Here is an 18,322-nt window from a genome sequence, read left to right on the forward strand (position 1 = left end):
GACAACGGAGGAACCGCTATGTCAAAAGATCCATTTAAGGAACGGGAAGCTGAAAAATATGAGAACCCCATTCCCAGCCGCGAATTTATCCTTTCCCATTTAGATAAACGCGAAAAGCCCGCCAGCCGTGAAGAGCTGGCGGATGAACTTTCTATCTCTGGCGAAGAGCAAACCGAAGCGCTGCGCCGCCGCCTGCGCGCGATGGAGCGCGACGGACAGTTAGTGTTCACTCGTCGCCAGTGCTATGCGCTGCCGGAGCGTCTCGATCTGCTGCGCGGCAAGGTTATCGGCCATCGTGACGGCTTTGGCTTTTTGCGTGCCGAGGGCAGCAAAGACGATCTTTATCTCTCTGCCGAGCAGATGAAGATGTGTATGCACGGCGATGTGATCCTGGCCCAGGCAATGGGCGCCGATCGCAAAGGCCGCCGTGAAGCGCGCGTAGTGCGCGTGCTGGAGCCGCGTAATAACCAGATTGTCGGCCGCTACTTTACCGAAGCCGGCGTCGGCTTTGTGGTGCCGGACGACAGCCGCCTGAGCTTTGATATCCTGATCCCGCCGGAAGAGCTGATGAACGCCCGTATGGGCTATGTGGTGGTGGTGGAGCTGATGCAGCGTCCTACCCGTCGCAGCAAGGCTATCGGTAAAGTGGTGGAAGTGCTCGGCGACAATATGGGTACCGGCATGGCCGTCGAAATGGCGCTGCGTACCCACGATATTCCTCACGTCTGGCCGGAAGCGCTGGAGCGCCAGATCGCCCAGCTGAAGGAAGAAGTGCCGGAAGAAGCCAAAGCGGGCCGCGTAGATCTGCGCGATCTGCCGCTGGTCACCATTGACGGCGAAGACGCCCGCGACTTTGATGACGCCGTCTTCTGCGAAAGAAAACGCGGCGGCGGCTGGCGCTTATGGGTAGCTATCGCCGACGTCAGCTATTACGTTCGTCCGGGCACGCCGCTGGATGACGAAGCGGTTAACCGCGGCACCTCGGTCTATTTCCCGTCGCAGGTGGTACCAATGCTGCCGGAAGTGCTGTCCAACGGGCTTTGCTCGCTGAACCCGCAGGTGGATCGCCTCTGTATGGTCTGTGAAATGACCATCTCCGCCACCGGCAAGCTGACCGGCTACAAGCATTACGAAGCGGTCATGAACTCCTGGGCGCGCCTGACCTATAACAAGGTCTGGAGCATCCTGCAGGGCAATCAGGAGCTGCGCGAACAGTACCAGCCGCTGGTGAAGGATCTGGAAGAGCTGCACCGCATGTATCTGGTGCTGGAAAAAGCGCGCGAGCAGCGCGGCGGTATCTCCTTTGAAACCGACGAAGCCAAATTTATCTTCAACGCCGATCGCCGTATCGAGCGCGTTGAGCAGGTGGCGCGCAACGACGCCCACAAGCTGATTGAAGAGTGCATGATCCTGGCGAACATCGCTTCAGCGCGCTTTGTGGAGAAAAACCACGAGCCGGCGCTGTTCCGCGATCACGATCGTCCAAGTGAAGAAAACATCAAAAGCTTCCGTTCCGTGCTGAACGAGCTGGGCCTGACGCTGGGCGGCGGCAACAAGCCGCATCCGCTGGATTACGCCGAGCTGCTGACGCAGATCTCGTCGCGTCCCGATGCCGAAATGCTGCAAACCATGCTGCTGCGCTCGATGAAGCAGGCGGTATACGACCCGGAAAACCGCGGCCACTTCGGCCTGGCGCTGGCGTCCTATGCGCACTTCACGTCGCCAATCCGTCGTTATCCCGATCTGCTGCTGCATCGCGCTATCAAATATCTGCTGGCGAAAGAGAACAACACGCTGCAGGGCAACACCACGCCGACCGGTGGCTATCACTATGAAATGCAGCAGATGCTGCAATTTGGTCAGCACTGCTCAATGACCGAACGCCGTGCGGACGAAGCGACGCGTGACGTAGCCGACTGGCTGAAGTGCGACTTTATGCAGGATCAGGTGGGCGAAACCTTTACCGGCGTGATCTCCAGCGTTACCGGCTTCGGCTTCTTCGTCCGCTTAAACGATCTGTTTATCGACGGGCTGGTGCATGTTTCCACGCTGGACAACGACTACTACCGCTTTGACGCCATCGGGCAGCGCCTGGTTGGCGAGTCCGGCGGCAAATCCTATCGCCTGGGTGATACGGTTGAAGTGCGCGTGGACGCGGTACATATGGACGAGCGCAAAATTGACTTCGCGCTGATTTCAAGCGCGCGCAAACCGCGTGGCGAAGGCAAAACCGAGCGCGATCGGGCGAAGAAACCCGCCGCCCAGCACAGCGGCAAACGCCGTCGCGACCAGGGCAAAAAGGTGAACTTCGAGCCGGACAGCGCCTTCCGCAACGGCAAAAGCAAGGCCGGTGCGGCAGACGGCGCGAAAAGCGAGAAAAAACCGCGCAAGCCGTCGGATAAAAGCCGTAAAATCGCCGCCGCGACGCGTTCCAAACGCGCCGCGAAAAAGACCGATACGCCCGCATCCTGAAGGCAGGCAGACGCATAACCTCGCCGCATCCCGGATGCGGCATGTAACGACCAGTTGAGTAACAGTGAATGAGTGAAATAGTTTTTGGACTCCATGCCGTGCAGGCGCTGCTTGACAGCGATCCGCAGCGCTTTCAGGAAGTGTTTATCCTTAAAGGCCGTGACGATCGCCGTCTGCAGCCGGTAGTGAAGGCGCTGGAAGCGCAGGGCATCGTGATCCAGGTCGCCAGCCGTCAGTGGCTGGACAGCCAGGTCGAGGGCGGCGTGCATCAGGGGATCGTGGCGCGCGTCAAAGCCGGCCGCCAGTATCAGGAAAACGATCTGCCGGATCTGCTGGAAAAGCTGGAGAAACCTTTCCTGCTGATCCTGGACGGCGTAACCGATCCGCATAACCTGGGCGCCTGCCTGCGCAGCGCCGATGCGGCTGGCGTTCATGCGGTGATCGTGCCGAAAGATCGCTCCGCTCAGCTGAACGCCACGGCGAAAAAAGTGGCCAGCGGCGCGGCGGAAAACGTCCCGCTGATCCGCGTCACCAACCTGGCGCGCACGATGCGTATGCTCCAGGAAGCCAACGTCTGGATCGTCGGCACGGCGGGTGAAGCCGATCATACGCTGTACCAGAGCAAAATGACCGGCCCGATGGCGCTGGTGATGGGCGCGGAAGGCGAAGGCATGCGTCGTCTGACCCGTGAACACTGCGACGAGCTAATCAGCATTCCTATGGCGGGCAGCGTTTCCTCGCTGAACGTATCGGTTGCTACCGGCATCTGCCTGTTTGAGGCCGTGCGTCAGCGCGCGAAATAATCACGCCGGGGCGTGATCCGCGCCCCGAAATCCCTCTCTGCTCCTCGCCTGCGCCGTCCTCTTTTGCATACTGAGTGTGTGCCTACAGAAGGAGGTCAGGATGAACCGTACCCACCACGTCTTTAATCAGCCCCGTCCGCTGACCAACAGCAATCTTTTTCTTTCCGATACGCCGCTGCGCGAGGCCGTGCTGCGCGAAGGCGCGGGCTGGGACAACGATCTGTTGGCGTCCGTCGGGCAGCAGCTGGGCAGCGCCGAGTCGTCAGAGCTGGGCAGGCTGGCCAACAGCTATCCGCCGGAGCTGCTGCGCTACGATGCTGTAGGCGAACGGCTGGACGATCTGCGCTTTCATCCCGCCTGGCATCTGCTGATGCAGGGGCTGTGCAGCAACCGCGTGCATAACCTGCCGTGGCAGGAGAATGCGCCGCCCGCAGCCTTTGTCGCGCGGGCCGCCCGCTTTATCCTGCACGCCCAGGTGGAAGCAGGCACGCTTTGCCCTGTCACCATGACTTTCGGCGCTATTCCGCTGCTGAAATCCCATCTGCCTGCGCCTTTTAGCGGCTGGCTTACGCCGCTGCTTTCCGACCGTTACGATCCGCATTTGCAGCCGGGCGAGCACAAGCGCGGGCTGCTTATCGGCATGGGCATGACTGAAAAACAGGGCGGCACCGATGTGCTGAGCAACACCACACGCGCCGAACCCGTGGGCAACGGCGAATACCGGCTCACCGGCCATAAATGGTTTTTTTCAGTGCCGCAAAGCGATGCGCATCTGGTGCTGGCGCAGGCCAAAGGCGGGCTTTCCTGCTTTTTCCTGCCGCGCCTGCTGCCGGACGGCAGCCGTAATGCCGTGCATCTGGAGCGGCTGAAGGACAAGCTGGGCAATCGGTCCAATGCCAGCAGCGAAGCGGAGTTCTTTGCGGCCAGCGGCTGGCTGATTGGCGAAGAGGGCGAAGGCGTCCGGCAGATTTTAAAAATGGGCGGCTATACCCGTTTTGACTGCGCGCTGGCGAGCCATGCGATGATGCGCCGCGCGTTTTCCATTGCGCTTTATCATTGCCATCAGCGTCAGGTGCAGGGCAAAAGCCTGATCGATCAGCCGCTGATGCGTCAGCAGCTCTGCTCGCAGGCCCTGCTGCTGGAAGGGCAGACGGCGATGCTGCTGCGGCTGGCCGGCGCGTGGTCGGCGGAAAGCGGTGAAGCGGGCAAACTCTTCAGCCGACTGTTTACGCCTGCGGCGAAATACGTGGTGTGCAGACGCGGCATCAGCTTTGTCGCGGAGGCGATGGAAATGCTGGGCGGTATCGGCTACTGCGAGGAGAGCGAGCTGCCGAGGCTCTATCGTGAAATGCCGGTTAACAGCATCTGGGAAGGTGCCGGTAACGTGATGTGCCTGGACGTATTGCGCGTGCTGAGTAAGCAGCCAGCCGCCATGGAGCTGCTGGCCAGAGAGTTTGAGGCGGTGAAAGGGCAAAGCCGCTACTTCGACGGTGCCTGGCGCCAGTTAAAGCTGCTGCTGCGCCATCCGCAGGAAGCCCAGGCGCGTGCAATCTGCGAAAGCCTGTTCAACCTGGCCTGCGGCATGCAGGTCATGAGGCAGCTGGAACCCTGCATAGCCGACGCCTGGTGCCGACAGCTGCGCGGGCCGGCGCCGCTGTCGGAAAAAGTCTGTCAGCGTTTGCTACTGCGCGCCACCGGCATTAGCTGACGGCCCATAAAGCACCGCCGTTGAATACCAGCGGCCCGGCATGACCGTTTCGCTGACCATCTGGATGACGTAATACTTCGCGCCCGCCTCGTTGGCTTTAGCGGCAATAGCCCGCGCGGCATCGTCCGGCGAGCCGCGTACCGACACGCTGACGGTGCCGAGCCGCGTCAGCGTCATGCTCTGCGCGCGCGTGATCTCCTGCGCCTGTGCCTGTACCGGCGGGGGCGGCTGCGGCGTGGTTTGGGTCAGGCTACAGCCCGTAAGCAGCAGCACGAAAAACAGGGATAACCTGGACATAAGCACTCCTCTTGATGGACTGCCTGAAGTGTAAGCTATCCCGATGCTTTATGCCTTGACGCGGAAAACCTGCACCAGAGCGGTCAGGTGATGGCCTTTGCGGCTCAGCTCTTGCGCGGTCAGCTCTGAGGTGGCGACCAGCTCGGTGCTTTCGTGCGTCGCCTGGCCAATCTGGTTCATGGCAATATTGACCTGGCCAATGCCCGCCGACTGCTCTTTAGACGCAATGTTGATTTCGCTCATCAGCACTTTCACCTGCTCGATACGGCCAACGATATCCTCCATTGACTGGCGCGTCTGCTCGGACAGATTGTGGCCCTGTACCACTTTGCTGAGCGAGTTTTCAATCAGGCCGTCAATCTCTTTGGCCGCCGTGGCGCTGCGCTGCGCCAGCGCGCGGACTTCCGCCGCCACCACCGCAAAGCCTTTACCGTGCTCGCCCGCGCGCGCCGCTTCCACTGCGGCGTTCAGCGCCAGGATATTGGTCTGGAAAGCAATAGATTCAATTACCTGAGTAATATCGGCAATGCTCTGCGAAGCGCTCTTGATATCGGTCATGGTCGTCACGGAACGCGTCACCGTTTCGCCGCCTTTACCGACCGCCGCCGCCGCTTCGCCTACCAGCGTCAACGCCTGGGAAACGTTAGCGGCGTTTTGCGCCACGGTAGCGCTCAGCTGCTCCATGCTGGCCGAGGTTTCTTCCACGCTGGCCGCCTGACGCGTGATCTGCTCGCTGATGTTTTCGCTGCTGGAGGCGATAGCATCCGTTCCGCTGCTGATCTCCTGAGCGGCTTCACGCACCTGAGAAACGATACGATCCAGCCCGTCGCCGATACCGTTGATTGCGACGATCAGCTTGCCCACTTCATCATGGCGCCGGGTTTCCAGCGTGGCCTGCAAATTACCGGCAGAGTAGTGCTCGGCCAGCTCGATGACCTGCTGTAGCGGCCTGCTTATCCAACGATGCGTGGTGGTGATAAAGCCCAGCGCGAACAGCGCAACCAGCGCGGCGCCCAGCGTCAGGAACAGATTGCGGGTATGTTGGATCGGCGCCAGCAGGCTGGCTTTATTGACTTCGCCCAGAATTATCCAGTGCCAGTCTGGCAGATGATGCCAGGCCATGATCTGCGTTTCGCCGTTGGCGTCTTTTACCTCTACCTTGCCGGAGGTCTGGCTCAGCAGCAGCTGGCGGGTGGCTTCCGGCCAGGCCGGCAGCTGGCCTTCGCGTTCAGGATGAAACACATACTGGCCACGGGTTTTGCCTGCGGCATCGCTCAGCACGGAGAAGTGACCGCTTTCGCCCAGCTTTTTCACCAGCACCTTTTCTCTAATCAACGCGTACTGTTTGGTAATATCCACGCCGACAAACAGAATGCCGACCACCTGTCCGCTGGCGTCTTTTACCGGCTGATACTGCGTGATATAGCGTTTGCCAAACAGCATGGCAACGCCCTGGAAGATCTGGCCCTGCTGCGCCATTTTCCAGGCCGGGCTGGCGCGATCCAGTCGGGTACCGATAGCGCGATCGCCATTCTCTTTACGTAAGGAAGTCGACACGCGCAGGAAATCGTCGCCGGTACGCACGAAAACGGTCGAGATAGCGCCGGTGCGCGCCAGAAAATCATCAACCAGGCTTTCGTCCAGATTCAGCGTTTTTAGCCCCGCACGCAGGACTGGCGCCTGTTCGGCACCAATCGTTACGCGTTCGCCAGGATCGATGGAGAACTGCTTCGGCAAAAAGCTTTGAAAAAGCGCGGTATAGTTAGCAACTTCTTCCCTCAGCGTGCTGTTGAACATGGTGGCCATATCGCCGATGCCGTCGACCTGGTTTTCCATATTTTCCAGCGTTAACGCCTGCATTTGATTCGACGCGTTATTGGTCAGCGCCAGCGTTAAAACTAAAAATAATGCGGCTACGCTTAGCGAGGTTATTACCGACAGCTTAACGCCGAGGCTCCAGCGCCCAAATGCGAGAAATTTCATAAAATAGCCTGTATTAAAAGAGGGGGGTCATAACGGTTAACGGCTGGAAAAAGAAAATATTTAGTGAGCGCTTCAGCATGCAGATCAATTAAATAAGCAATAAACTCAAATAACAGCATGATTAGCTGGCTATTTGTATTTGTAGCCTGTAGCGCAACGACTTAAGGGGAAAGTGATGATTGAAGTCAGTACGGAATTTTTTGCGGGGATTGAATGCCTGCACGCCGCGCCGACAGGCAAAAGAGACGAGCCGCTGCCTACTATCCTTTTTTATCACGGGTTTACCTCGTCGAAAGAAGTCTATAGCTATTTCGGCGTGGCGCTGGCGCTGGCGGGCTTTCGCGTGATCCTGCCCGACGCGGATATGCACGGCGCGCGCTATAACGGCGATAGCGAATATCGCCTGTCCCACTTCTGGGAAATCCTGAAAAGCAATATTGATGAAGTACCGCAGCTTATAGCCTCGCTGCGGCAGCAGAATTTGATTGAGGGTACGCGCCTTGCGGCGGCGGGTGCCTCAATGGGCGGCATGACCGCGCTGGGCGCGATGGCGCGCTACCCCTGTTTTACCAGCGTCGCCTGCCTGATGGGGTCGGGCTATTATATGTCGCTGTCCCACACGCTGTTTCCGCCGCTGGCCGTGCATACGCCCGAGCAGGCGCAGGCTTTTGCTCAGCGAATGGCGCCGCTGGCGGATTATGATATCAGTCGGCAGCTGGAGAAAATTGCCGATCGGCCGCTGCTGATTTGGCATGGTGAAGCGGATGAGATGGTACCGGTGGCAGAGAGCGTGCGGCTGGAAAAAGCGTTAAGAGAAGCGAAGCTCGATGCCGGGCTGACGTTTCTCACGGAGCAGGGCATCGGGCATCGCATCACGCCGTCGGCGCTGGAAGCCACGACAGCATTTTTCAAACGTCATTTGTAGACGGGATCACAGCTGCTGCGCCAGTCGTTGCGCAGCGGGGATCGTCACCAAAGGCTTGTCCGTCATCTGTCCCGTTGGCGAATCGATACGGTTTACATAGACGTAGCTGTTCGCCGCCTGGCTGGCTACGCTCTGCCCACAGTCGGTATCGGCAAGGGCGGGGGTGGAAAGGGCGAGTCCGAGTAAGGTGGCGATTGCGATGGTTTTCATGATTCAACTCCACAATCAGGTAACAAATCTGACGCCGGGCGTCAGGGTCTTGTCTTCACCCTGTAAGTTTAGCGCCGTTCGCGATAAAGTGTATTAGTAATTCTTGCTTTTTACCGTCGCGCTTTAGGGGCGAAAAAACAGGCTAATTGCCTGATCCCTTTCGCTTCCCACCGCAGCCTGGCTCAGGCTGACAAATAATTTACATCAGGCCGCGACTTTACCTTGAGTTTCCCCCCCGCCGCCAGTATGATTACGCGTCAATTTTTCAGCCGCATTCTCAGGTTGTGACCCGATAGTTGTCAGGTCACGGCTTATAACGTTCCTTGCTTCCATGGGCCGCGGTTGACCCCGACAGGAGGCTGAATAATCCGTAAGGAGCAAATTCGATGCGTCATTACGAAATCGTATTTATGGTTCACCCTGACCAGAGCGAACAGGTTCCTGGCATGATCGAGCGCTACTCTGCGACCATCACTGGTGCAGAAGGTACGATCCACCGCCTGGAAGACTGGGGCCGCCGTCAGCTGGCTTACCCGATCAACAAACTGCACAAAGCTCATTACGTTCTGCTGAACGTTGAAGCGCCGCAGGAAGCGATCGATGAGCTGGAAACTAACTTCCGCTTCAACGACGCCGTTATCCGCAGCATGGTTATGCGCGTTAAGCACGCGGTAACTGAAGCTTCTCCGATGGTTAAAGCGAAAGACGAGCGCCGTGAGCGTCGTGAAGATTTTGCTAACGAAACCTCTGATGAAGCAGATGCTGGGGATTCTGAAGAGTAATTGACCGTGGAGGCTAATCGGCTGACGCTGTCTGGCACCGTGTGCAAGACGCCGATGCGTAAAGTAAGCCCCTCAGGTATTCCACACTGCCAGTTCGTGCTTGAGCACAGATCGATGCAGGTGGAGGCCGGTTTTACCCGGCAAGCCTGGTGTCGCATGCCGGTGATTATCAGCGGCAAAGCCCATCAGGCCATTACTCAAAGTATAACGGTCGGCACGCCGGTCACCGTTTCAGGTTTCATTAGCAGCCATCAAGGGCGCAATGGGCTGAATAAGACGGTGCTGCATGCCGAGCAGATTGAATTGATAGATTCTGGAGACTAGCCAAATGGCACGTTATTTCCGTCGTCGCAAGTTCTGCCGTTTCACCGCGGAAGGCGTTCAAGAGATCGATTATAAAGATATCGCAACGCTGAAAAACTACATTACTGAAAGCGGTAAGATTGTACCAAGCCGTATCACTGGTACTCGCGCTAAATACCAGCGTCAGCTGGCTCGTGCTATCAAGCGCGCGCGTTACCTGTCTCTGCTGCCGTATACCGATCGTCATCAGTAACGGCTGTTGTCAATTAACGACTTTAAGAGGATAAGGTAATGCAAGTTATTCTGCTTGATAAAGTAGCAAACCTGGGCACCCTGGGCGACCAGGTAAACGTTAAAGCGGGCTACGCTCGTAACTTCCTGGTACCACAGGGCAAAGCTGTTCCTGCTACCAAGAAAAACGTTGAGTTCTTCGAAGCACGCCGTGCAGAGCTGGAAGCCAAACTGGCTGACGTTCTGTCCGCTGCTAACGCTCGCGCTGAGAAAATCAATGCACTGGGCACCGTTACCATCGCGTCTAAAGCAGGCGACGAAGGTAAACTGTTCGGTTCTATCGGTACTCGCGACATCGCTGACGCTGTAACTGCAGCCGGCGTTGAAGTAGCCAAGAGCGAAGTTCGCCTGCCGAACGGCGTTCTGCGCACTACCGGTGAGCACGAAGTGGACTTCCAGGTTCACAGCGAAGTCTTCGCTAAACTGACTGTAAACGTGGTTACTGAAGCTTAATCGCTTCTCTACCGCTTAAAAACGCCGGCCTTGTGCCGGCGTTTTTGTTTGTGAAAAGCGTTTTCTGAGCAAGTTTGTAATGTAAAAAGCCGACATCGCGTCGGCGTTTTTGTTTGGCTAATGAACCTGCAGAAACGCGCCGTCCGGCTGGCGGGTAAATAAAATTTCCCCCTGCTCCGTAGTTACGGCCAGTCCCGTCACCACGCCGTGCGAATTCTGGCGGATCCTGACCGCCTGACCGGCCTGCAAATTACTCAGCGGCTTGTCGTTGCCCTCCACGCGGGCCATTGCAAATACATCATTTACCGGCAGATTGTGGTCGCGGAACAGCTGCGCCAGCGTTTGCCCGTTGGCAATCTGGTAGTTTGTCCACTGTCCCTGAGCATCGCCTTTAGGCTGCTGGCTGTTATCCACCCGACCGCTAAGCTCCGCCTGTAGCGGCACGTCTGTTGTGGTGCGCTCAACGTTAACGGGGCGCTCCGTCTGCTCCGGCTGTCGCGGCGAAGGCCACAAAAAAGCCAGCAAAACCAGCGCCCCGGCCAGGATAATGCCGCGACGGTGGAAAGACGGCAGCGGATCCATCCAGCGCGCGGAATCCGCCAGGTGCCAGAGCCAGTTGAACCACTTCGATGCTGGTGACGCTTTAGTGACGGGCATGGCGTCGTCCTCCTTGCGCGATCCTCGCGCGAATAAAATAAACCGCTTTAACAAAGCCGGCCGGCGTTTCCTTCGTCTGCGGGCAATATGGCCCATGTTAACCTCTACTGAAATATAGCTGATAGCGCACTCTCCGCGCGGCTTTTATAGCGTAAGCGGAGCAGCGTTATTGTTTCCTTTTACGCTGAAAATGTCACCTGAAGAAGATGGCGTTTTACCCCTGTTGCCTGCGCTGTTATGCTTCGTCCTCAGTTTTATTACCAGTAAAGGAAAATCCATGACTACCCCTTCTTTAGACAGCGTAGAAGCACAAGCAAGCTACGGTATCGGTTTACAGGTTGGCCAGCAGCTGCTGGAATCCGGGCTGCAGGGGCTGCAGCCAGAAGCGCTGCTGGCTGGCCTGCGCGACGCGCTGGAAGGGAACTCCCCGGCTGTGCCCGTTGACGTTGTTCACCGCGCGCTGCGTGAAGTGCACGAGCGTGCCGACGTGGTTCGTCGCGAGCGTCAGCAGGCGATGGCCGCCGAAGGCCAGAAATTCCTGGAAGAGTACGGTCAGCGTGACGGCGTGAGCAGCACCGAATCCGGCCTGCAGTTCAGCGTCATCAAGCAGGGCGACGGCGCTATTCCGTCTCGCCAGGATCGCGTTCGCGTTCACTATACCGGCAAACTGATCGACGGTAGCGTGTTTGACAGCTCCGTGGCGCGCGGCGAACCGGCTGAGTTCCCGGTCAGCGGCGTTATCCCAGGCTGGATCGAAGCGCTGACCCTGATGCCGGTCGGCTCAAAGTGGGAGCTGGTTATCCCACAGAACCTGGCCTACGGCGAGCGCGGCGCTGGCGCTTCCATTCCGCCATTCAGCACGCTGGTGTTTGAAGTTGAGCTGTTAGAAATTCTGTAACAGCCGATCCTGCCGGGATAACGATTGTTGTTGTTCCGGCAGGATACCTGTTATTCCTCAATATTGCCTGATATGAATTTTATTACGCGTTAAATAACGCGGATGCTTTAACTAATAGCCTTTTCTCACTCGTTGAAAATATATTCAGCCGATTCTGAAAATACCCTGCTGGATTATTTTGATCCTGAAGGAAGGTTTGACTACGCCGCTTTTTTGAAATAAGTTCTCGACGTGGCAATGAATGCCATAGTAATGCTGATGATATTATTATCAAGGAGAACTATAAATGCGCGAGTTGACCAACAATGAAATTGCCGCGGTTGCAGGCGCCGGGCTTTTTTCTGATATCGGCAAAGGTATTGGCTTTCTTATCGGTTCTGTGATCGACCAGGGCGCCTCTGCCGGTGGCTTAACAACTTCTTCCGTTGACGCTGTTTCCCAACTGGGCGGCGGAATTGGTAAAATACTGGAGTTAAACATTTCCGGTGCGATTAACGATATTGGTGCGGGCGTGGTTGGCCTGGTCAAATATGGTATTGACTCCATTAATAGCCTGAAATCCTCTACCGGCGCATAAGTTTATTACCACTGGTAATAAATAAAGCCAGCCTTGTATGCCAGGCTGGCTCTTTTATGAAAGATTCGTCAGTTAAGGCCAATATGGTAAAGCGCAAAGCCGATATCGTCCTGGCCTGCTTGCTTCAGCGGATATTGGCCATGGTTTTTAATAAATTCAGCTGCTTTTGAAGATGGCGAAGTTTCAAAAAAGATATTCAGAGGGACCTTAGCGTTAATATTTTCCAGCCGCCAGTTGTTATCCGCCTGCGGACTGACCTCGCCATGCACCCGGGTCTGCGCCGTAATGTATGCCGCTACGACAGCGCGATTTTCATCCGGAGAAGCAAAAGCGACGTGATCCTCGCCGGTTCCGGCAAATTTGCCGCCGTAGGCGCGATAGTTATTGGTCGCCACCAGAAAAGTCGCCTCGGGATCGACTGGTTTTCCCTGGAAGGTTAAATCGCGGATACGGGAAGCCTTGTCATTAATCAACTGACATTCCGCATCGTAGCGGGCAGGCTGCGTGACGTCGATTCGGTAGCTCACGCCGTCAATAACGTCGAAATTATAGGTACGAAAATCCCAGTTAATCAGCGGCTGCGGTTTAGTGCTGGCCGGATCGATCTGGTTAAACTGACCCGCCGAGCATTCCAGCCACTCTTTTACCTCTTTACCGCTGGCCTTTACGACCACCAGCGTATTGGGATAGAGGTAAAGATCCGCTGCGTTACGAAAGGTCAGCGGGCCTTTCTCCACTTCCACATAGCTGGCCGGATCGTTTTTACGGCCGCCGGCTTTGAACGGTGCGGCGGCGGAAAGCACGGGCAGATTGGCCAGATCCGGATCGCCCTGAATAAAGCGCTCTGCATAATCGCGCTGCGCATTATTCACAATCTGCACGGTCGGATCGTCCTGAACCAGCGATAGATAGCTGTACATCACGTCTGCCGATTTTCCGATAGGCTGGCTGACAAATTCACGCGTGGCGTGATGATCGGGCGCCATCACCTTCAGCAGCGCCGGATCTTCCGCCGCCAGCGATTTTTTCGCCGCCGTATCGTAAATGGGCCGGGCCTGCGCGGTCGCTTCGCTTACCCGCCAGCGGCCTGCATCGTTATTAAGCACCAGATCGACCACGCCCAGATGATCGCCCCACATGCCCGGCATCACCGCCGGTATCCCGTTCAGCGTACCTTTAGCGATATCGGCACCTTTGATCGCGGCAAAATCTTTGCTGGGGAAAACGGCGTGCGCATGGCCAAACAGGATGGCGTCGATGCCGGGAACCTGGCTGAGGTAGTAAACGGAGTTTTCCGCCATCGCGTGCCACGGCTCGCTGGAGAGGCCAGAATGGGGGATAGCCACGATCAGATCCGCGCCCTGGCGGCGCATCTCCAGCACCCATTTACGGGCGGTTTCGGTAATATCCTCCACGGTAATTTTACCGCTGAGATTTTTCTTGTCCCATACCATAATCTGCGGCGGCACAAAACCGATGTAGCCCACTTTGAGCTGATGCTTGTTGCCCTCGCGATCCGTCACTTCCGTCGCCTTAATCAAAAAAGGCGTGAACAGCGGCTTACCGCTGTGGATATCAATGATATTGGCATTGATGTAGGGGAATTTCGCGCCGCTGATGGCTTTTTGCAGGTAATCCAGGCCATAGTTGAATTCATGGTTGCCCAGGTTGCCTACCGTGTAATCCAGCGTGTTCAGCGCCTTGTAAACGGGATGGATTTCGCCCTGCTGTAAGCCCCTGGCCGCCACATAGTCACCGAGCGGGCTGCCCTGAATAATGTCGCCGTTATCCACCAGCACGCTGTTGGCGGCCTCTTTACGCGCCGCCTCAATTAACGTTGCGGTACGCACCAGCCCGAACTTTTCCGTTGGGGTATCCTTGTAGTAATCGAAATCCATCATATTGCTGTGCAGGTCGGTGGTTTCCAGCAGGCGGAAATCGACCGTGGCAGCGTGTAGCGCGCAGCTGACCAGCAGCGCAACGGGCGTCACAACGGACTTAATCATTGTTTCTCCTTAATAGCGTTTGTGTAATCCCTAACGTCGCAAAGTTTTATGAAACTAATACCTTCTTTCTCATAATTATGTGAGCAGCTACAAATATTTATCTGTTATGGCCCGGCCCGTCGGGAACGATTAAGGCCGTTGCGGGGTCAACCTGATGAAAAACAGCAGCCCCTGCGGCGTAAAATAATTTATGCTATTGATAATTAAGCGCTGGCGGATCGTTTGGCCTTCGATCTTCGCTATCGACTATGATCAACAGAGAGCGCTGGCGCTGGCAAAGTGATAGCCAGCGCCAGCCAGCAAATCAAGAGGTGGACAATGTTAGAGAATATATGCCAGCTGGCACGAGACGCGGGCGTTGCCATCATGCAGATATACGATGGTCAGGCGCCGCTTGATGTTGCCACAAAATCCGATGATTCGCCGGTCACCGCAGCGGATATCGCCGCACACAAGGTGATCCTGAAGGGGCTGACCACGCTGACGCCCGACGTGCCCGTTTTGTCTGAAGAAGATCCGCCGGGCTGGGAGATCCGCCAGCACTGGCAGCGCTACTGGCTGGTCGATCCGCTGGACGGCACCAAGGAGTTTATCAAGCGGAACGGCGAGTTCACCGTCAATATTGCGCTGATTGAAAACGGCAAGCCCGTGCTGGGCGTGGTCTACGCGCCGGTGATGGACGTGATGTATTCGGCCGCCGAGGGGAAAGCCTGGAAGGAAGAGGGCGGCGTAAAAACGCAGATCCACGTGCGCGAGGCGCGCCCGCCGCTGGTGGTGGTCAGCCGTTCGCATTCCGACAGCGAGCTGGAGGATTACCTTAGCCAGCTGGGCGAGCATCAGACCATTGCTATTGGCTCCTCGCTGAAGTTCTGTCTGGTCGCGGAAGGCAAGGCGCAGCTCTATCCCCGCTTTGGGCCAACGAATATCTGGGATACCGGTGCAGGCCACGCCGTAGCCATTGCCGCAGGCGCGCACGTGCATGACTGGCAGGGGAAAACGCTGGACTATGCGCCGCGCGAAGCCTTTTTGAATCCGGGCTTCCGCGTCTCGATCTTTTAATCGGCCAGGGGAGGCGGCACCGGCGCCTCCCTCTGTCCGTCAGCGTAACAGCTGACGCACCAGCATAATCACCTGCTGGACTTCCTGCTGCGTCAGCGCGCCATCCTTGACGAAACGCACCTTTCCTCCGCTATCCAGCACAATAATCGCCGACCCTTCATCCTGCAGCTGCCAGGCCCGTTTGGCCGTGCCGTCGCTGTCGACGATAAACTGCGACCAGGGATACTGTTTCTTATTGCTCTGAATGCTGCTGCGGACAAACATGCCGGTGCCGGGGATAGCATCGTCGGTATTCACCAGCGTGGTGGTCTGATAGCGATCGTGGGGAAACCGGGCCGATTTAATCGCCTCGATCAGCGCCGCATTTTTCTCTTTGGCCGAGGCGCGTCCGGCGATGTGCTGAAGAACGCGCACTTTGCCCGGCAGCGCGGCGCTGTTCCAGACTCGATAGCTGAACTGCTCCTGCTGATAACGCAGCTCGCCTTGATCGGTAATGCCGACAGGCGGCACGCGCTGGCCTGTAACCAGGTTATGGGCGCTGGCGGCGCACGACAGCAACGTTAACAGCAGCAGTAAAAGACGAAAAATCATGATTGAACTCATTAGTCATGTTTCTGCAATAATAAACGTGGATGATGCGTCTGTCGCAGCGATACAACATCTTTGCAACACAACGCACAATTCCGTAAAGGTCGAAGGTTTATACTGCGTTCATGCAGCCGGGTGAAAGAGCCTACTGTCATGATGTGTAAAAACAGTAAAAAAACTCGGTTTTAGGAATTTTAGAAGTGAAACCTGGTCTATAGTGTATCCACTTTGTGCTGCAAAGATTCGTACCGAACTTGGAAACGACGCAGCACGCATCATCTTTCAGGAGTTGTAACATGAAGATTTTCCAGCGCTATAATCCGCTGCAGGTGGCCAAATATGTCAAAACACTATTCCGTGGCCGGATCTACATCAAAGATGTAGGCGCATTTGAGTTCGATAAAGGTAAGATCCTGATCCCACGCATTAAAGATAAGCAGCACTATAGCGTGATGTCAGAAGTGAACCGTCAGGTGCTGCGTTTGCAGACCGAGTTCAACTAGCAACCGGCAGGCCGGTTCAAAAGAAAGAAGGCGCGAAATTCGCGCCTTTTCTGTTTTTATTCTTCGACCATTTTGTTCAGCACGGCGGCACCCTGTCGGGTTTCATCAATCCTCGTCACCAGAAGCTGATCGATACGGTAGCTGTCGATATCCACCACCTCGAACTTATAGCCGTGAAACTTCACGAAGTCGGTGCGTTTAGGGATTTTTCTCAGCATATACATCATAAAGCCGCCGATAGTCTCGTAGTTGCCGGACTGCGGGAACTCGTCGATATCCAGTACGCGCATCACGTCGTCGATTGGCGTGCCGCCTTCCACCAGCCAGGAATTCTCGTCGCGCGCCACGATCTGCTCTTCCATTCCCTGGCCAACCAGATCGCCCATCAGCGTGGTCATCACATCGTTCAGGGTAATGATCCCCACTACCAGCGCATATTCGTTCATGATCACCGCAAAATCTTCCCCTGCGGTTTTAAAGCTTTCCAGCGCCTCGGAGAGCGTCAGCGTATCCGGCACGATCAACGCCGAACGGATCTGCACGCCGCTGTTAAGCGCCATGCTCTGGTTGCCCAGCACGCGCAGCAGCAGCTCTTTGGAATCGACATAGCCGACGATATGGTCGATATCGTCATTACAGACCAGAAACTTGGAGTGCGGATGATTGGCAATCTTCTCCTTCAGGCTCGACTCATCCTCATGCAGATTGAACCACACCACGTTCTCGCGCGAGGTCATGGAGGAGGGCACGGTGCGCGACTCCAGCTCAAACACGTTTTCAATCAGCTCGTGCTCCTGCTTGCGCAGTACGCCAGCGAGCGCGCCCGCTTCTACCACCGCGTAGATATCGTCTGAGGTGATATCGTCCTTGCGCACCAGCGGGATTTTAAACAGGCGGAAAATAATATTGGCACCGCCGTTAAAGAACCACACCAGCGGCCGAAAGATAAACAGGCACATCCGCATTGGATTGATGATTTTCAGCGCGACGGTTTCCGGCGCGATCATCCCCAGACGTTTTGGGAAAAGATCGGCGAACAGGATAAACAGGCTGGTCACCACGGTAAAAGAGGCGATAAAGCTCAGCTGCTCCGCCAGTACCGGGCCGGTGATGCGATCGAAAAGCGAGCGGAACACGGGCGAAAACGCGGAATCGCCCACGATACCGCCCAGAATAGCCACGGCGTTCAGGCCTATCTGCACCACGGTAAAAAACATCCCCGGCGTTTCCTGCATCTTCAGCACGCGCTGGGCGTTGATGTTGCCGTCGTCCGCCAGCAGCTTCAGCTTGATTTTGCGCGAGGCGGCCAGAGAGATTTCCGAAAGTGAAAAAAATGAGCTGATGGCGATCAGCATTAAGATGACAAGCAAGCTGTCTAACATAAAACATCCATTAAATGGCCGCTTCAGGCGCTTTCAGAGGAAAATGCGCTAAAGCAGGCCTTAAGTTGATTACCTGTCATTTTTGGCCTGGGCAGCAGATGAGGAGCAGCTGACCTTCTGTACCTGTGAGCGGCACCGGGCTATCCGTGCCAAAAATGTCTGCGCCATTTGGCTTGGGCAGAAAGACGTTAACTGGCCGCAGCGCGGCCTCTGCCAGAGATTATAGCTGTGGTGAGGATTGCTTACAATTACGGCGCTGCAGGCGAACCGGCGGTGAGATTTATCCGAGTCTGCATTGCAGGCTGATATAGCGTAACATTCCCTCACGATCCATGGTTGTAACCTGGCGATTCTTTGCACACAATAACGCAAATTTCGGCCTTTCAGTGAAAAAGAGCCTCTGAACCCGTAAAAAGTTGCCATGC

19 protein-coding genes are annotated in these 18,322 nt (G+C 56.4%); 12 read left to right on the forward strand and 7 right to left on the reverse strand.

Features of this window, described 5'->3' with window-relative positions; translation table 11 throughout:
* Window positions 1–18 precede the first annotated feature (18 nt).
* From rnr to QCD69_RS17460, 3 genes are all read left to right on the forward strand, one after another.
* Window positions 19–2,472: a ribonuclease R gene (gene rnr / locus QCD69_RS17450; protein ID WP_253455866.1), complete on the forward strand. Its 2,454-nt coding sequence runs from the start codon at window positions 19–21 to the stop codon at window positions 2,470–2,472.
* Between the two features lie 68 nt (window positions 2,473–2,540).
* The gene (gene rlmB / locus QCD69_RS17455; RefSeq protein ID WP_253455864.1) at window positions 2,541–3,275 is read left to right on the forward strand and encodes a 23S rRNA (guanosine(2251)-2'-O)-methyltransferase RlmB; all 735 of its coding nucleotides are present in this window, start codon (window positions 2,541–2,543) and stop codon (window positions 3,273–3,275) included.
* A 100-nt stretch (window positions 3,276–3,375) separates the two neighbouring features.
* Window positions 3,376–4,983 carry an isovaleryl-CoA dehydrogenase gene (locus QCD69_RS17460; protein ID WP_301252901.1) on the forward strand — a complete coding sequence of 536 codons (1,608 nt, stop codon included), beginning with the start codon at window positions 3,376–3,378 and terminating at the stop codon, window positions 4,981–4,983.
* On the opposite strand, the gene bsmA is transcribed toward QCD69_RS17460, so the two are convergent.
* Together bsmA and QCD69_RS17470 are read right to left on the reverse strand one after the other, a co-directional pair.
* Window positions 4,957–5,280: a biofilm peroxide resistance protein BsmA gene (bsmA, locus tag QCD69_RS17465; protein ID WP_301252902.1), complete on the reverse strand. Its 324-nt coding sequence runs from the start codon at window positions 5,278–5,280 to the stop codon at window positions 4,957–4,959. The genes QCD69_RS17460 and bsmA overlap by 27 nt on opposite strands.
* 48 nt (window positions 5,281–5,328) lie before the next feature.
* Window positions 5,329–7,263, reverse strand: coding sequence for a methyl-accepting chemotaxis protein (locus tag QCD69_RS17470; RefSeq protein ID WP_301252903.1), 1,935 nt, complete (start codon window positions 7,261–7,263; stop codon window positions 5,329–5,331).
* Window positions 7,264–7,438: 175 nt separating this feature from the next.
* Here QCD69_RS17470 and yjfP point away from each other — a divergent pair, with 175 nt between their 5' ends.
* The gene (gene yjfP, locus QCD69_RS17475) at window positions 7,439–8,188 is read left to right on the forward strand and encodes an esterase (protein WP_253455855.1); all 750 of its coding nucleotides are present in this window, start codon (window positions 7,439–7,441) and stop codon (window positions 8,186–8,188) included.
* A gap of 6 nt (window positions 8,189–8,194) precedes the next feature.
* On the opposite strand, the gene QCD69_RS17480 is transcribed toward yjfP, so the two are convergent.
* Window positions 8,195–8,398: a hypothetical protein gene (locus QCD69_RS17480; RefSeq protein WP_253455853.1), complete on the reverse strand. Its 204-nt coding sequence runs from the start codon at window positions 8,396–8,398 to the stop codon at window positions 8,195–8,197.
* A gap of 386 nt (window positions 8,399–8,784) precedes the next feature.
* Between QCD69_RS17480 and rpsF the strand changes: the two genes are divergently transcribed.
* From rpsF to rplI, 4 genes are read left to right on the forward strand one after another with little or no spacing between them, the layout of a single operon-like run.
* Window positions 8,785–9,180, forward strand: coding sequence for a 30S ribosomal protein S6 (gene rpsF, locus QCD69_RS17485; RefSeq protein WP_125290324.1), 396 nt, complete (start codon window positions 8,785–8,787; stop codon window positions 9,178–9,180).
* Window positions 9,181–9,186: 6 nt separating this feature from the next.
* On the forward strand, window positions 9,187–9,504 hold the full coding sequence (gene priB, locus QCD69_RS17490; RefSeq protein WP_125290423.1) for a primosomal replication protein N: 318 nt from the start codon (window positions 9,187–9,189) through the stop codon (window positions 9,502–9,504).
* 4 nt (window positions 9,505–9,508) lie between these two features.
* Complete coding sequence (rpsR, locus tag QCD69_RS17495; protein ID WP_000135199.1) at window positions 9,509–9,736, forward strand: 30S ribosomal protein S18; 228 nt, start codon at window positions 9,509–9,511, stop codon at window positions 9,734–9,736.
* A 38-nt stretch (window positions 9,737–9,774) separates the two neighbouring features.
* The gene (gene rplI / locus QCD69_RS17500; RefSeq protein ID WP_125290325.1) at window positions 9,775–10,227 is read left to right on the forward strand and encodes a 50S ribosomal protein L9; all 453 of its coding nucleotides are present in this window, start codon (window positions 9,775–9,777) and stop codon (window positions 10,225–10,227) included.
* Window positions 10,228–10,344: 117 nt separating this feature from the next.
* Here the strand turns inward: rplI and QCD69_RS17505 are convergent, their stop codons facing one another.
* The gene (locus tag QCD69_RS17505) at window positions 10,345–10,884 is read right to left on the reverse strand and encodes an OapA family protein (protein WP_253455851.1); all 540 of its coding nucleotides are present in this window, start codon (window positions 10,882–10,884) and stop codon (window positions 10,345–10,347) included.
* A gap of 277 nt (window positions 10,885–11,161) precedes the next feature.
* On the opposite strand from QCD69_RS17505, the gene fklB reads away from it, so the two are divergent.
* Together fklB and QCD69_RS17515 are read left to right on the forward strand one after the other, a co-directional pair.
* On the forward strand, window positions 11,162–11,782 hold the full coding sequence (fklB, locus tag QCD69_RS17510; RefSeq protein WP_125290327.1) for an FKBP-type peptidyl-prolyl cis-trans isomerase: 621 nt from the start codon (window positions 11,162–11,164) through the stop codon (window positions 11,780–11,782).
* A 286-nt stretch (window positions 11,783–12,068) separates the two neighbouring features.
* Complete coding sequence (locus QCD69_RS17515) at window positions 12,069–12,359, forward strand: hypothetical protein (protein WP_253455849.1); 291 nt, start codon at window positions 12,069–12,071, stop codon at window positions 12,357–12,359.
* A gap of 68 nt (window positions 12,360–12,427) precedes the next feature.
* Here QCD69_RS17515 and QCD69_RS17520 read toward each other — a convergent pair whose 3' ends face one another.
* The gene (locus tag QCD69_RS17520) at window positions 12,428–14,365 is read right to left on the reverse strand and encodes a bifunctional 2',3'-cyclic-nucleotide 2'-phosphodiesterase/3'-nucleotidase (protein ID WP_301252906.1); all 1,938 of its coding nucleotides are present in this window, start codon (window positions 14,363–14,365) and stop codon (window positions 12,428–12,430) included.
* 318 nt (window positions 14,366–14,683) lie between these two features.
* Between QCD69_RS17520 and cysQ the strand changes: the two genes are divergently transcribed.
* The gene (gene cysQ / locus QCD69_RS17525) at window positions 14,684–15,424 is read left to right on the forward strand and encodes a 3'(2'),5'-bisphosphate nucleotidase CysQ (RefSeq protein ID WP_253455845.1); all 741 of its coding nucleotides are present in this window, start codon (window positions 14,684–14,686) and stop codon (window positions 15,422–15,424) included.
* Window positions 15,425–15,463: 39 nt separating this feature from the next.
* On the opposite strand, the gene QCD69_RS17530 is transcribed toward cysQ, so the two are convergent.
* Window positions 15,464–16,018 carry a YtfJ family protein gene (locus tag QCD69_RS17530; protein ID WP_369895295.1) on the reverse strand — a complete coding sequence of 185 codons (555 nt, stop codon included), beginning with the start codon at window positions 16,016–16,018 and terminating at the stop codon, window positions 15,464–15,466.
* A gap of 290 nt (window positions 16,019–16,308) precedes the next feature.
* Between QCD69_RS17530 and QCD69_RS17535 the strand changes: the two genes are divergently transcribed.
* Window positions 16,309–16,515: a DUF1107 domain-containing protein gene (locus QCD69_RS17535; protein WP_246760837.1), complete on the forward strand. Its 207-nt coding sequence runs from the start codon at window positions 16,309–16,311 to the stop codon at window positions 16,513–16,515.
* A gap of 56 nt (window positions 16,516–16,571) precedes the next feature.
* On the opposite strand, the gene QCD69_RS17540 is transcribed toward QCD69_RS17535, so the two are convergent.
* Complete coding sequence (locus tag QCD69_RS17540) at window positions 16,572–17,897, reverse strand: hemolysin family protein (RefSeq protein ID WP_253455841.1); 1,326 nt, start codon at window positions 17,895–17,897, stop codon at window positions 16,572–16,574.
* Window positions 17,898–18,322 lie beyond the last annotated feature (425 nt).

This window comes from Erwinia sp. PsM31 (assembly GCF_030433775.1).
GTDB classification, from domain to species: Bacteria; Pseudomonadota; Gammaproteobacteria; order Enterobacterales; family Enterobacteriaceae; genus Erwinia; species Erwinia aeris.

Excerpts from the sequence above, each read along its gene's own strand:
- rnr (WP_253455866.1), top strand. The coding sequence starts at position 19 with ATGTCAAAAGATCCATTTAAGGAACGGGAAGCTGAAAAATATGAGAAC.
- rlmB (WP_253455864.1), top strand. The coding sequence starts at position 2,541 with ATGAGTGAAATAGTTTTTGGACTCCATGCCGTGCAGGCGCTGCTTGAC.
- QCD69_RS17460 (WP_301252901.1), top strand. The coding sequence starts at position 3,376 with ATGAACCGTACCCACCACGTCTTTAATCAGCCCCGTCCGCTGACCAAC.
- bsmA (WP_301252902.1), bottom strand. The coding sequence starts at position 5,280 with ATGTCCAGGTTATCCCTGTTTTTCGTGCTGCTGCTTACGGGCTGTAGC.
- QCD69_RS17470 (WP_301252903.1), bottom strand. The coding sequence starts at position 7,263 with ATGAAATTTCTCGCATTTGGGCGCTGGAGCCTCGGCGTTAAGCTGTCG.
- yjfP (WP_253455855.1), top strand. The coding sequence starts at position 7,439 with ATGATTGAAGTCAGTACGGAATTTTTTGCGGGGATTGAATGCCTGCAC.
- QCD69_RS17480 (WP_253455853.1), bottom strand. The coding sequence starts at position 8,398 with ATGAAAACCATCGCAATCGCCACCTTACTCGGACTCGCCCTTTCCACC.
- rpsF (WP_125290324.1), top strand. The coding sequence starts at position 8,785 with ATGCGTCATTACGAAATCGTATTTATGGTTCACCCTGACCAGAGCGAA.
- rpsR (WP_000135199.1), top strand. The coding sequence starts at position 9,509 with ATGGCACGTTATTTCCGTCGTCGCAAGTTCTGCCGTTTCACCGCGGAA.
- rplI (WP_125290325.1), top strand. The coding sequence starts at position 9,775 with ATGCAAGTTATTCTGCTTGATAAAGTAGCAAACCTGGGCACCCTGGGC.
- QCD69_RS17505 (WP_253455851.1), bottom strand. The coding sequence starts at position 10,884 with ATGCCCGTCACTAAAGCGTCACCAGCATCGAAGTGGTTCAACTGGCTC.
- fklB (WP_125290327.1), top strand. The coding sequence starts at position 11,162 with ATGACTACCCCTTCTTTAGACAGCGTAGAAGCACAAGCAAGCTACGGT.
- QCD69_RS17515 (WP_253455849.1), top strand. The coding sequence starts at position 12,069 with ATGCGCGAGTTGACCAACAATGAAATTGCCGCGGTTGCAGGCGCCGGG.
- QCD69_RS17520 (WP_301252906.1), bottom strand. The coding sequence starts at position 14,365 with ATGATTAAGTCCGTTGTGACGCCCGTTGCGCTGCTGGTCAGCTGCGCG.
- cysQ (WP_253455845.1), top strand. The coding sequence starts at position 14,684 with ATGTTAGAGAATATATGCCAGCTGGCACGAGACGCGGGCGTTGCCATC.
- QCD69_RS17535 (WP_246760837.1), top strand. The coding sequence starts at position 16,309 with ATGAAGATTTTCCAGCGCTATAATCCGCTGCAGGTGGCCAAATATGTC.
- QCD69_RS17540 (WP_253455841.1), bottom strand. The coding sequence starts at position 17,897 with ATGTTAGACAGCTTGCTTGTCATCTTAATGCTGATCGCCATCAGCTCA.